This window comes from Burkholderia sp. Bp9090 (genome assembly GCF_003857985.1).
Classification (GTDB): domain Bacteria; phylum Pseudomonadota; class Gammaproteobacteria; order Burkholderiales; family Burkholderiaceae; genus Burkholderia.
Window position 1 is genome coordinate 47,452 of the sequence record NZ_QTPV01000047.1, and the last position, 12,936, is coordinate 60,387.

Annotated in this window: 9 protein-coding genes; 2 read left to right on the top strand and 7 right to left on the bottom strand. The window is 67.0% G+C overall.

The genetic code is table 11. The annotated features are described in order from the left end of the window. Positions 1–52: 52 nt before the first annotated feature. The 7 genes from DIE16_RS30450 to DIE16_RS30480 all read right to left on the bottom strand — a co-directional run bounded on the left by DIE16_RS30450 (position 53) and on the right by DIE16_RS30480 (position 10,735). Positions 53–1,381, bottom strand: a complete 1,329-nt coding sequence (locus DIE16_RS30450) for a DUF6765 family protein (protein WP_260434481.1) — start codon at positions 1,379–1,381, stop codon at positions 53–55. A 5-nt stretch (positions 1,382–1,386) separates the two neighbouring features. After that, positions 1,387–3,021 carry an LVIVD repeat-containing protein gene (locus DIE16_RS30455; protein WP_124530222.1) on the bottom strand — a complete coding sequence of 545 codons (1,635 nt, stop codon included), beginning with the start codon at positions 3,019–3,021 and terminating at the stop codon, positions 1,387–1,389. Positions 3,022–3,067: 46 nt separating this feature from the next. Beyond that, positions 3,068–3,508 carry a hypothetical protein gene (locus tag DIE16_RS30460; RefSeq protein ID WP_260434482.1) on the bottom strand — a complete coding sequence of 147 codons (441 nt, stop codon included), beginning with the start codon at positions 3,506–3,508 and terminating at the stop codon, positions 3,068–3,070. A gap of 323 nt (positions 3,509–3,831) precedes the next feature. After that, positions 3,832–5,367, bottom strand: coding sequence for a multidrug efflux transporter outer membrane subunit OpcM (opcM, locus tag DIE16_RS30465; protein WP_124894016.1), 1,536 nt, complete (start codon positions 5,365–5,367; stop codon positions 3,832–3,834). 10 nt (positions 5,368–5,377) lie between these two features. Continuing rightward, positions 5,378–8,578, bottom strand: a complete 3,201-nt coding sequence (gene ceoB, locus DIE16_RS30470; RefSeq protein ID WP_124530140.1) for a multidrug efflux RND transporter permease subunit CeoB — start codon at positions 8,576–8,578, stop codon at positions 5,378–5,380. A 46-nt stretch (positions 8,579–8,624) separates the two neighbouring features. Then, the gene (gene ceoA / locus DIE16_RS30475; RefSeq protein ID WP_044845762.1) at positions 8,625–9,842 is read right to left on the bottom strand and encodes a multidrug efflux RND transporter periplasmic adaptor subunit CeoA; all 1,218 of its coding nucleotides are present in this window, start codon (positions 9,840–9,842) and stop codon (positions 8,625–8,627) included. A 32-nt stretch (positions 9,843–9,874) separates the two neighbouring features. Then, positions 9,875–10,735, bottom strand: coding sequence for an alpha/beta hydrolase (locus tag DIE16_RS30480; RefSeq protein ID WP_044845763.1), 861 nt, complete (start codon positions 10,733–10,735; stop codon positions 9,875–9,877). Between the two features lie 173 nt (positions 10,736–10,908). Here DIE16_RS30480 and ceoR point away from each other — a divergent pair, with 173 nt between their 5' ends. Both ceoR and DIE16_RS30490 read left to right on the top strand, forming a co-directional pair. After that, positions 10,909–11,913, top strand: a complete 1,005-nt coding sequence (ceoR, locus tag DIE16_RS30485; RefSeq protein ID WP_044845764.1) for a putative multidrug efflux transcriptional regulator CeoR — start codon at positions 10,909–10,911, stop codon at positions 11,911–11,913. 418 nt (positions 11,914–12,331) lie between these two features. Then, complete coding sequence (locus DIE16_RS30490) at positions 12,332–12,628, top strand: DUF4148 domain-containing protein (protein WP_044845765.1); 297 nt, start codon at positions 12,332–12,334, stop codon at positions 12,626–12,628. Positions 12,629–12,936: the final 308 nt, after the last annotated feature.

Sequence of the window (12,936 nt, forward strand, 5' to 3'; positions counted from 1 at the left end):
CGCGCGCGCCGCGCCGTATGCAATATCTTCCGGCATTTCAAGATCTTCCCGCTCAATAATCAGCAGACGAAATCCATCCCGTCACCTTCCAGCCCGAACCGTCGCGCTTCTCCGACACGATACCCACGGTGTCGTATGGTGCGTCGAGCAACTTGATCAGTGCCACGGCACGCTTGGTTCCGTCGCTCGAACGCGCTAGCGGAAACACCAGGAAAGGCAGGACCGGCGACGGCTTTTCCCCTTCCACGATCAGCGGCAGCACGGCGTCGTTCAATGACTTGAACACCTCGAACGATGCCCGGTTGCGCGCAGCAGCGTACGACTGCGCTGCCGAACGCTGCGCGCCGCCAGCCGCGAGACAGGCACCGTGATCCCTCAGTCGCCATCCGACGAGCGCGTTGACCAGCGCAGCGTCGGGCGGGTGCCCGCGTTCGGCGAAAAGAGCGGGCAGCCAGCGCGTGTCGACCGGCGACGTCGTGACCCAGTCGCTGAAAAAGCGCGTGTAGAAATCGACGAGATCACGATCGATGCCGGCCTGCACCGTCGGCGACAGCGGCGGCGGCAGGTCGCGCCGCCCGTGCCATCTGACGGCTTTCCACACGGGACCGTCCGGCAGGCTGATGCCGTCGAGAAACGACGTATCCGCGACGCCGTTCGCAACGAACCAGTCCGACTTGGCCCGCTTCGTTCTCGCATCGACGAAGCCGGCAAGCCGCGGCCGCACCTGATCCCACGGCGTCGCACGCCGGGTTGCGCCATCGATCTTAGGATACCTGATCATCTGCTGATAGGTCGCTTTCGCCATTTCCTCCACGTCGGCGGAACGACGCCAGGTGAGCTCCGCCGCATGACTCGACGGCGCGCCTTGATCGAGCGGTGCCGCCATTGCCAGGCCGGCATCGCATTCGATCCCGTCGCGATGCCACGCCGGGACGGAAGGCGTGCCGCGATGGGCCCACGAATCCTGCCACGCATGGAGTGCGCGGCCGAATTCGCCGAGCATGAACGCGGCCTTGCCGCCGCCGGCCTTGCCGAGCGCCGCGTCGACCGGCGCCAGCGCGGCCTGCCCGCCGGGCACGACGGTTCTGGCCTGCGCATCGGCCGGCGCGCTGCGCGCGCCCGGATAGTGCCGGACCTGCGCATCGACGGCATCCGGGACGAACCGCGACAGGCACGCGTACTGCAGCGGCGACGTCATGTACTCGATCGAACCCGCGTCGATACGCTGATCCGCGAGCGCGATCGCTTCCGCGTCGCGCGGCGCGAAACCGGCCTGCTGCGCCAGCCACAGCGTGAGGCCGAAATGCACGTCGGCCTCGAAGCCGGCACAGGTCAGCGGCATCGCGAGTGCGATCGCGCACGCCAGCAGGCAACGGCTCACGCGCGTCAATTGCCGATCCCCGATGCTTTCGTGCTTTGCGGGAACGGCCAGCTGCCGTTCTCGAACGACAGGACCAGCATGCCGTTGTCCTGGCACGCGGTGGTCAGCAGATGCCGGTCGAAGTCGAAATCGAGGCGCGCCGCGCACCAGTCCGGCCCGCCTGCGCGGTACTGGCCGAACATGAGATGCGCGGAGCCCGCGCCCGGCGACTTCGCGGACGCCGGGTTGTAGTACGCGATCTCCTTCGGCTTCGACGGGTCGCGAATGTCGAAGACGCGAATGCCGGAATTGAAGTAGCTGCACGCGAGCGCGGTCGCGTTCTGCCGGTTGTCGACACTGCAGTAGTGCGCGCCGTACGTGAACGTGTTCAGGCCCACGACATCGGGAATGACCTTGCTGCAGTTCGCGATCGCGTGCGTTTCGAGCCGGAGTTCCGACACCAGCCGCGGCGCCGCTTCGTCGGACATGTCGTAGATGTGCCCCATCGGGAACGGCGCCATGCCGGCATTGCATGCGGCCTTGACGGCCGTTGCACCCGGATCCTGAATCCCGCCGGCCCCGCCCTCGTCGACTTCGATCAGATACGGTTTTCCCGCCACCGAGAACGAGATCGTATGTTGTGCGATGCTGCCGTCCCGTACCGGCACCGTCGCGATCCGGTGCATCCGCGCATTCGGGCGCCGGCTCTGTACTTCGCTGGTGTCGACGACGAAGAAACCGTTGTCGCCGCTCGCGTTCGCGTCGTTCAGCGGCGGTGCGCTCATGCCGACCGCCGGGCCGCCGTTCCCCGACGCGACGAAGTACGCGCGGGTCCCGTCCTCGCTCACCGACAGGCCGTGCGAAAACGAGCCCATGCCCAGCTCCGCGAGGCTGATGGCGGAGATCATCTTCGGCCGGGTCGGTACGGTCAGGTCGATTGCGTAATAGGACTTCGTGAACGCCCCGCCGACGTAGTACGTCAGTCCGTCCGGCGAGAATCCGCCTTCGTGACCCAGCGGCGCGGTCGCCGCGACGACGCCGCCGTCCGTGCCGGTGCCGACCGGCACGCTGGCCAGCAACTGCGGCCGTGTGCAGTCCGAAGCAACGTCGTACAGGTCGATCTCCGGACCGCCAGCGCCGCCCAGTCCGTTGTCGGCGGCCAGAATTCCGCGCGCGACGTTCACGCGCAGCGATTCCCACGGATCGATCATCGACGTGGACGTCAGCGAACTCACCCGCATCGGTTGCGCCGGATCGGTGATGTCGATCACCGGCACGCCGGGATTCACGCGCGGCGGCGCGTCGGGATTGTTGAACTGCGCGCTTGCGCCCATCGTTGCGTGGTAGAAGCAGGTCTGGCCTTTTCGGTCGGTATACGTCGCGGCGGACCACGACGCGCCTTCGCCCTGCACCTGGCCGACGCGCTTCAGGTTGCAGTTGAAGCCGCCGAAGCCGGCCTGCCGAAGCGCGGCCGGCACCTGCCCCTGCAGCGCGGTCTCGAGCGCATCGCCCGGACTGCAGCTCGGCACGCGCGGCACGACATAGTCGGCGACGGATACGCCGGGTGCGGCCGCCGGCGTGTCGTCGGCTTCTCCGCCGCAGCCGGCCAGCATGAACATGCCGAGCGACAGCGCGATCGCTGCGCGAATCGGTAATTGCATCGTTGTCTCCTTCCGTGTTGTTTGTCGTGATGGAATAACGGTGCGGTCACGGCCGCGGGTAGATCTCGATCACGGCGACTTCGATCGGGTCGCCTGTCCGGCTGTGGAAATGCAGCGAGAAACGCCCGGTGATGCCGACCGGAACGATGTCTATCGACTGCTCGCGGCCGGACGCGCACACCGCGAGCGCGCCCGGGATTTCGTGCGCCATCAGGACGCCCGCTTCCTTCGAATGCACGTCGATATGCGCGGGCACGCCGTCGCGAATCGCGATCACGGGCCGCGCCCACGGCGGCCGGGCCCGATCGACGTCGACGCTGAAGCGCTGCGGCAGCACGACCGCCGGCGCGGCGCGCGACACATACCGCGCAATGCCGTATGCAAGCAGCAGCGTCAATCCGATCGCCATCCAGGCAAGCGCGCGGCTTCGCCTGAACCGCCGTCCCGCGTCGATGCTCGTCACGGGCTCCATGAGTGCTCGCGCCATCCGATATGGCTCCATCAGGTCATCCGCGAACGACGCGGAATCGATATCGATGGATGGTAGTGACGGCCCCCGCGGCGAGATATCGGCTTATTGCAGATTGTCGGGAAATTGCGTAGCGAGTAACCCGAGTAGGCGGCGCGGCGCTCCGCACCGCCGCATTCGTCAACGCTCGGCCGGATAGACCGTTAGTTGCAACTGCCGCCGTTGCGCACGCGCCGGAGCAAGCGCCGAGGCCGACCGCCAATAAAAAACCCCGATTCGTGTCGTCACGAACCGGGGTTTGTTCATCGACTGCTTCCTGCGGCGGCGATGCCGCCGCTGCATCAACGTGCGGCGACGTCCTCCTTGCCGGACGACGTGCCACCGACTGCCGTCGGCACCGTACCCCACCCGCCGCCCAGCGCGCGAATCAGGTTCACGGTCGACACGGCCTGCGCCCCGGTCAGCTGGTTCGCCTGCAATTGCGACTGCAGCACCGACCGTTCGCTGTCGATCACGTCGAGATAGGCCACTTCGCCTTCCTGATACTGCGTCCGCGACAGCGTCGCCGCACGGCGCGACGCATTGACGGCCGCATCCTGCGCGCGAATCTGGTCGTCGAGCAGACGCAGGTCGGCGAGATTGTCCTCGACCTCGCGGAACGCGACGAGCACCTGCTGCCGGTAGTTCGCGACCTGCTCGTCGTACTGCGCGCGCGCCTGCTGCACGCCGGCCGCCCGCCGCCCGCCGTCGAACAGCGGCAGCGTCAGCGCGGTGCCGGCGAACGGCCCGAGCAGGAACGTGCGGCTCGACCACATGAACAGGTTGCCGAGCGTCGACGCCTCATAGCCGAATGCACCCGTGATATCCAGCTTCGGGAAGTACGCCGACTTCGCGAGACCGATCCGCGCGTTCGCGGCCGCCATCGCGCGCTCGGCCGCCGACACGTCCGGGCGGCGTTCGAGCAATGCCGACGGCAGACCCGGCGGGACCTTCACCGCGACCGGCACGATCGGCGTTTCCTTGAACGCGAAGTCCGCGGGCGCCTTGCCGAGCAGGATCGCGAGCGCATGCTCGGACGCCGCGCGCCGGCGCGCGACGCCGACCGCATCGGCCTGCGCGGTTGCCAGCTCGTTCTTCGCGCGCGACACGTCGAGCTCGCTGATGTCGCCTTCGTTGAAGCGGCGCTGTACGAGCTTCAGCGCCTGATCACGCAGTTCGACCGTGCGGCGGTACAGGTCCTGGTCCGAGTCGAGCTGGCGCAGTTCGAAGTAGTTCTGCGCGACGTCCGCCTGCAGCGCGAGCTGCACCGAGCGGAACAGCGCCTCGCTCTGCGCCTGGTCGGCACGCGACGCCTCGACGTTGCGGCTCACGCGGCCGAACAGGTCGGCCTCGTACGACACCGTGCCCTGCGCGCGCCACAGCGTCGCGGTGGTCGGGCCCGTGCCCTGCGGCTGGAACTGCGACGCCGACGACAGCCCTTCGCGCGTCGGCCCGAACCCGGCGCCGACCTGCGGAAACCACTGCGAGCGCGCGGTGCGGGTCGCCGCACGCGCTTCCTCGACGCGCGCCGCCGCGGCCTTCAGGTTCTGGTTCGCGGCGAGCGCCTGCGACTCGAGCGAGTCGAGCACCGGATCGCCGAACACCTTCCACCATTCGCCGCGATGCTCGCCGTCCGCCGGTTCGGCGGTCTTCCACGTGCCGGCCTGTTCGCCGGCCGCGAGCGTCGGCGCTTCCTTGAACGCCGCGGGCGTCGACACGTCCGGGCGCTTGTAGTCGGGCCCCACCGCGCACGCGGCGAGCAGCGTCGCGAGCAGGGTGCTCGCGGCCGCCACCTTCGCGAAGCGCATCAGGCCATTCGTGTTGTGCATGTTGTCCATCTTGTTGTCCTCAAGCATCCGTAGCCGGCGCACCGGAAGGCGACACGCCATAACCGGCCGAGTCCTTGCCCGCGACGTGGATCTTGCCGCCCGCCAGCGTGCGCAGCACGACGTAGAACACCGGCGTCAGCATCAGCCCGAACAGCGTCACGCCGAGCATCCCGAAGAACACCGCGACACCCATCGCATGGCGCATTTCCGAACCCGCCCCCGTCGACGTGACGAGCGGCACGACACCCATGATGAAGGCGATCGATGTCATCAAAATCGGGCGCAGCCGCAGCCGGCTCGCCTCGATCGCGGCCTCGAGCGGCGTCCTGCCGTCATGCTCCAGTTCGCGTGCGAATTCGACGATCAGGATCGCGTTCTTCGCGGACAGCCCCACCAGCACCATCAAGCCGATCTGCGTGAAGATGTTGTTGTCGCCCTGCGTGAGCCACACACCCGTCAGCGCCGACAGAATGCTCATCGGCACGATCAGGATCACCGCGAGCGGCAGCGTCAGGCTTTCATACAGCGCGGCGAGCACGAGGAATACGAGCAGCACGCTGATCGGGAACACGTACATCGCCGAATCGCCTGCCAGGATCTGCTGGTACGTGAGGTCGGTCCATTCGAACCGCACGCCGCGCGGCAGCGTTTCATGCGCGATACGCTCGATCGCCGCCTGTGCCTGACCCGACGAGAAGCCCGGCGCCGGGCCGCCGTTGATGTCGGCTGCGGTGTAGCCGTTGTAGCGCACGACCATTTCCGGGCCGAACGTCGGCGTCACCGTGACGAGCGACGACAGCGGCACCATTTCGCCACGGTCGTTGCGGGTCTTCAGCTGCAGGATGTCGTCCGCGCGCTGACGGAACGGCGCGTCGGCCTGCACGCGCACCTGGTACACGCGTCCGAAGCGGTTGAAGTCGTTCACGTACAGCGAGCCGAGATACACCTGCATCGTGTTGAACACGTCGGTGACCGGCACGCCGAGCTGCTTCGCCTTCACGCGGTCGAGATCGACATTCAGCTGCGGCACGTTGATCTGGTAGCTCGTAAACAACGGGCCCAGCTCAGGCGCCTGCTGCGCGCGCTTGATGAAGTCGTTGGTCGCATCCGACAGCTTCGCGTAGCCGACCGCGCCGCGATCCTCGATCTGCATCTTGAACCCGCCGAGCGTGCCGAGGCCGAGCACCGGCGGCGGCGGGAACACCGCGACGAACGAATCCTTGATCGCACCGTACTGCTGGTTCAGCGCACCGGCGATCGCACCGGCCGACAGCGCCTTGCCGTGCCGTTCCGAGAACGGCTTGAGCGTAACGAACACGATGCCCGCGCTCGAGCTGTTGGTGAAGCCGTTCACCGACAGCCCCGGGAACGCGACCGCGCTCTCGACGCCCGGCTGCTTCAGCGCGATCGAACCCATGTCGCGGATCACCTTCTCGGTGCGGTCGAGCGACGCGCCGTTCGGCAGCTGCGCGAACGCGATCAGGTATTCCTTGTCCTGCGCGGGCACGAAGCCGCCCGGCACGACCTTCGACACGAGCACGGTCGCACCCACCAGCACGAGGTACACGCCGAGCATCAGGGTCTTGCGCGACAGCACGCCGCGCACGCCGCGGCCGTAGTTCTCCGCGCCGCGATGGAACACTTTGTTGAAGCCGCGGAAGAAGCCGCCGAGCACGCGGTTCATCACGCGCGTGAGCCAGTCTTCCTTGTCGCCGTGGCCCTTCAGCAGGATCGCGGACAGCGCCGGCGACAGCGTCAGCGAGTTGAACGCCGAGATCACCGTCGAGATCGCGATCGTCATCGCGAACTGCTTGTAGAACTGGCCGGTCAGGCCCGACATGAACGCGAGCGGCACGAACACGGCGACGAGCGTCAGCGCGATCGCGATGATCGGCCCGCTCACTTCCTGCATCGCCTTGTAGGTCGCCGCCCGCGCGTTCATCCCGCTTTCGATGTTGCGCTCGACGTTCTCGACCACCACGATCGCATCGTCGACCACGATCCCGATCGCGAGCACCATCCCGAACAGCGACAGCGCGTTGATCGAATACCCGAACGCCAGCAGCAGCGAGAACGTGCCGATGATCGACACCGGCACCGCGATCAGCGGAATCAGCGACGCGCGCCAGGTCTGCAGGAACACGATCACGACGATCACGACCAGCGCGATCGCTTCGAGCAGCGTGTGCACCACGGCCTTGATCGACGAGCGCACGAACTGCGTCGGGTCATAGACGATCTTGTAGTCGACGCCGGCCGGCATGTCCTGCTTCAGCTCGGCCATCGTCTTGCGCACTTCGTCGGAGATCTGCAGCGAGTTCGCGCCCGGCGACTGGTTGATCGCCATCGCGACGGCCGGCTTGTTGTCGAGCAGCGAGCGCAGCCCGTACTCGGACGCGTCCAGCTCGATGCGCGCGATGTCGCGCAGATGCGTGACGCCGCCGTCCGGCGTCGTCTTCACGACGATGTCGCCGAACTCGTCTTCCGTCTGCAGACGGCCACGCGCGTTCACCGACAGTTGCAGCGGCGTGCCGGGCAGCGACGGCGACGCGCCGATCACGCCGGCCGCGACCTGCACGTTCTGCTCGCGGATCGCCTGCACGACGTCCTCGGCCGACAGTCCGCGCTGCGCGACCTTCTGCGGATCGAGCCACACGCGCATCGCGTAGTCGCCCGAACCCCACAGCTGCACCTGGCCGACGCCCTGGATCCGCGACAGGCGATCCTTCACGTTGATCAGCGCGTAGTTGCGCAGGTAGGTCATGTCGTAGCGGTTGTCCGGCGAGATCAGGTGGACCACCATCGTCAGCGTCGGCGAGCTCTTCACCGTGGTGATGCCGAGCCGCTGCACGTCTTCCGGCAGGCGCGGCAACGCCTGGTTCACGCGGTTCTGCACGAGCTGCGTGGCCTTGTCCGGATCGGTGCCGAGCTTGAACGTGACGGTGATCGTCATGTTGCCGTCGCTGTTCGCCTGCGACTGCATGTAGAGCATGTCCTCGACGCCGTTGATCTGCTCTTCCAGCGGCGACGCGACCGTCTCGGCGATCACTTTCGGGTTCGCGCCCGGATACTGCGCCTTCACGATCACGGACGGCGGCACGACTTCCGGATACTCCGAAATCGGCAGCAGGAACATCGCGATCACCCCGCCGAGCAGGACGATCACCGATAGGACTCCTGCAAAGATCGGCCGGTCGATAAAGAATTTGGAAATGTTCATGGGTTGCTCTGTCTGGTTGAACGCGGAAATCGAAGCGGCGGGCCGCTTACGATTCCGCCTTCGCCGGTGCGGCCGGCTTCGCGTTGTCCGCGAGCGGCGCGGACGGCGCATCGCCGCCCGTCATCGGGACCATGTGCGGCTTCACCTGCTCGCCCGGCCGCACGCGCTGCGTGCCGTTCACGATCACGCGATCGCCGGCGGCGAGGCCACTCACGATCACGCGCCGGTTGCCGTGCTGCATGCCCTGCTGCACTTCGCGATACGACACGCGGCCCTGCTGGTCGACGACGAACACGAACTTCTTGTCCTGGTCGGTGTTGATCGCCGCATCGTCGACGAGCAGCGCCTCGTGCGGTGCGCTGCCGCCCACCTTCACGCGCGCGTAGAGCCCGGGGACGAGCGTGCCGTCCGCGTTGTCGAAGCGCGCGCGCACGCGGATCGTGCCGGACGACGTGTCGAGCCGGTTGTCGACCGAGTCGATCTCGCCGCTGCGCGAGTAGCCGGTTTCATTCGCGAGGCCGAGCTCGACCGGCACCTTGCGGCCGTTGCGCGCGCCGTTGATGTATTGCAGGTAGGTCTGCTCGTCCGCGTCGAACGACGCGTAGATCGGCGACACCGACACCAGCGTCGTCAGCGGCGCGGCGGACGCGCCGGCCGACACGACGTTGCCGAGCGTGATTTCCGCGCGCGACACTCGGCCCGACACGGGTGCGGTGATGCGCGTATAGCCGAGGTTGATGCGCGCCGTTTCCAGCGCGGCTTCGGCGGCCTTCAGGTTCGCCGTCGCTTCGCGCGCCGCGTTCTGCTTCTCGTCGTAGTCGCGCTTCGCGATCGCGTTGTCGCCGATCAGGCGCTGCGCGCGCTGCCAGTCGCTTTGCGCATAGCCGTTGCGGGCCTGCGCGGCGGCGAGCTGCGCGGCCGCGCGGTCGGTTTCCGCCTGGTACGGGCGCGGATCGATCACGAACAGCACGTCGCCCTTCTTCACGAGCGCGCCGTCCTTGAAGTTCACCGCGACGATCGTGCCCGACACCTGCGGGCGCACGTCGACTTTCTCGACCGCCTCGAGGCGGCCCGAATAGCCTTGCCAGTCGGTGACGGTCTGCGGCACGACGGTCGCGACGTCGACTTCGGGCAGCGGCGCTGCCGCCTTTTCGGGCGCGTTCGCGTTCACGCGCATCGCGCCGAACGTGCCGAGGCCGACGACGGCGAGCGTCGCGATCGCCGCGGTCGCGATTCGGGAGCGGGAGGTGCGTAGGATGGCCATGTGGATCTCCAATAAGCGTGGATTGGTTCTGGTTATTCGGAACGGTTCGGCTGGCGCGCCTGGAAGCGGCACTGGAAGAAGCGCACGGCCTCCTCGAGCGCGGCCTCGTGCGTCGCGAGCGCCGCGTGCGTGACGTCCGGGTAGCGGATCACCTGCGTGAGCACGCCCGATGAAATCAGGCAGCCCGCATATTTCTCCGCTTCGACGTGCAGCACGTCGTTCTGCGCGGTGACGACGAGCGTCGGCGGCAGGCCCGCGAGGCGCACCGATTCGAGCGGCGCCGCATACGGGTGCATGCGCTGCGCCGCCTGCGGCAGATAGGCGCGATAACAGGCCGCGCATTCGCGCGCGGTGATGTCCGACGCAAGGCGTTCGGCGTCGCCGATGCGCGTCATGCTCGGGTCGAGCATCGGCCCGAACAGGGCCTGCGCGGCAATCGACACTTCGCCGCGATCGCGCGCGATGAACGCGAGACAGTTTGCGAGCTGGCCGCCCGCATCGTGCCCCGCGACGCCGATCTTCTTCGGATTGCCGCCGAACGCGCGGGCGCGCGTCGCGGCCCACACGGCCGCGCGATACGCATCCTCCGGCGCGGCCGGAAAAGGAAAGGCCGGCGCGAGCGAATAATCGACCGACACTACGAGAGCCGGTAAGCGTTCTGCTAAAAAGCGCGCGGCGAAATCGGCGTCATCCAGCGTGCCGCGCACGAAACCGCCGCCGTGGAAGTAAAGCACTACCGGCAATCCGGTCTTGTCCGCGCGCCGATAGAGGCGCAGCACGATGTCCTGCGCGTAGCCGGGGATTTCCACCTCCGCGACCGTCAGTGCCGCGCCGGCTCTGGCTTCGGCGGGCAACGCGGCTTTCAGGAATTTGCTGAATTCAGAAGCGTCCATGACGATGCAGCATCCATTTCGAGATGGAACGAATTCTGGGTCCGGCAGACATCCGGATAAATGCCTATAATCCGGCAACACAATTCAACGCCCCCGAACAATCCAGGCTGCGCTTACCCATGAGGTAGCGCAGCCTTGTCGTTCGGGCGGCAAATTAGATTGCGGAGGTTGTGATGGACCGGCTTCAGGCCATGCAGGTGTTTACTCGCGTCGTCGATACAAGCAGCTTCACCAAGGCAGCAGAGTCGCTCAGCCTGCCGCGGGCGTCCGTCACGACGATCATCCAGAATCTCGAAGCCTTCCTCGGCGTGCGGCTGATGCACCGGACCACGCGCCGGCTGTCGCTCACGCCGGACGGGGCCGCGTACTACGAACGCTGCGTGCGGATCCTCGCCGATGTCGAGGAAACCGAAGCAAGCTTCCAGAACAACAACCGCAAGCCGCACGGAAAGTTGCGTATCGACATGCCGGGCTCGATCGGGCGGCTGCTGGTGATTCCGTCGCTGTGCGAATTCCACACGCGCTATCCGGACATCGACCTGCAGCTCGGCCTGTCCGACCGGCCGGTCGACCTGCTGCAGGAAGGCGTCGACTGCGTGATCCGCGTCGGTGCGCTGCAGGATTCGTCGCTGGTTGCGCGCCGGGTCGGATTGTTCGAGTGCGTGTCGGTCGCTGCGCCCGCGTATCTCGAGAAGTTCGGCGAGCCGCGGACGATCGAGGATCTGAACGACCACAAGGCCGTCAACTACTTCTCGAGCCGCACGGGCCGCACGATCGACTGGACGTTCCTGACCGACGGCAAGGAAGTCGAGGTCAAGATGAACGCGATCGTGTCGGTCAACGATGCCGATGCGTACGTGACGTGCGGGCTCGAAGGCTTCGGCCTGATCCAGCCGCCGCTGTTCATGGTGCTGCCGCACCTGCGCGACGGCCGGCTCAAGGAAGTGCTGCCCGGCCTCAAGCCGCTGCCGATGCCGATCTCGGTCGTGTATCCGCACAGCCGGCACCTGTCGCCGAAGGTACGCGTGTTCGTCGACTGGATCGCCGAAGTGTTCGACCGCTGCCCGCTGCTGAGCGGCAAGGGCAGCCTCGACGCGACGTGCAGCAAGCGCACGTTCGAGGAAGCCGAGCGCGCACCGGCGCTCGACACGCCGGTCATCAACGAATGGGTCGCGTAATCGTCTGAACCGCGGCGCGCGGGCTGTGCGGCCCGCGCGCCGTCCTGCCTTCGCGCCGCCACGGCGTCACGTTCGTGCCGCCTTCCCCGCCCCGCACAGCGCCTTTCCTGAATCCGCATCACACCTTTGCGCCGTGCGCGGCAATCGGCCGCGTGCGTGACGACGCGCGTCGCGCTAAATCGCCGGGAGCCCCGCTGCAGGCGGCTGTGCGCGATTTTCGAGTAACCCTGCCGACAGTACGGATCGCGATTGTTCCACCATCACGACAATTCAATTCGCGTCAGCCGCATTTATCGCGCCGGAACGTCCCCCTAGAGTAAACCCTGTCGCGCACCTCGTTGCGCATCGAACAGATCCCGCTTGACGGGACCGGAGCAAGCGCCGACGCGCCAACTCCGACCAACACAGGAGTTACGTCATGAACCGCCGCCATCTTCTCTCCGCCGTCGCCCTCGCACTCGCCGTGTCCGCACCGGCCTTCGCCGATACGACCACCCCGCACGCAGGCGACTACGCGAACACGTCGTGGTACACGCAGCACAACAACGGCCCGCGCACGCGCGCCGAAGTCAGCGCGGAAGTCGAGCAGGCCCGCCGCGACGGCACGCTGGCCTGGCTGCGCAAGGCGAATTCGTATCCGCAAGGGCTCGAACTCGCGCAAGGCCCGTATCGCCCGACACCGGAAGGCAATCAGCTCGCCGGCGCAGGCCGTTGAGCATCGGTCAACGCGCAACGCCGCGCAGCGGATGATCCGCGGCGCGGCATCGAGACACCGCCATCGAACACCCGATTAGTCAGTTAGTTGCAGGAGCCTGTGATGAACGATCAACTTCCTTCGCCGCTCGATCATTGGGACGACACGACGCCCGTCTGGACGCCGTTCCGTTCCGCGCCGCACGCGCATTGAACTTCGCGTCGATCTCTCGCTGAAGACGCTGGCCGTCAACGGCGCGGCACGCCGTCGCGCCATTCGCCCCAGTGCGTGACGATGTCCTGAACGAGCGGATTGCCCGCGCGGTACAG

Coding starts and splice junctions, on each gene's coding strand:
- DIE16_RS30460 (WP_260434482.1), bottom strand. CDS start 3,508: ATGGCGCGAGCACTCATGGAGCCCGTGACGAGCATCGACGCGGGACGG.
- ceoB (WP_124530140.1), bottom strand. CDS start 8,578: ATGAACATTTCCAAATTCTTTATCGACCGGCCGATCTTTGCAGGAGTC.
- DIE16_RS30480 (WP_044845763.1), bottom strand. CDS start 10,735: ATGGACGCTTCTGAATTCAGCAAATTCCTGAAAGCCGCGTTGCCCGCC.
- ceoA (WP_044845762.1), bottom strand. CDS start 9,842: ATGGCCATCCTACGCACCTCCCGCTCCCGAATCGCGACCGCGGCGATC.
- DIE16_RS30490 (WP_044845765.1), top strand. CDS start 12,332: ATGAACCGCCGCCATCTTCTCTCCGCCGTCGCCCTCGCACTCGCCGTG.
- opcM (WP_124894016.1), bottom strand. CDS start 5,367: ATGGACAACATGCACAACACGAATGGCCTGATGCGCTTCGCGAAGGTG.
- ceoR (WP_044845764.1), top strand. CDS start 10,909: ATGGACCGGCTTCAGGCCATGCAGGTGTTTACTCGCGTCGTCGATACA.
- DIE16_RS30455 (WP_124530222.1), bottom strand. CDS start 3,021: ATGCAATTACCGATTCGCGCAGCGATCGCGCTGTCGCTCGGCATGTTC.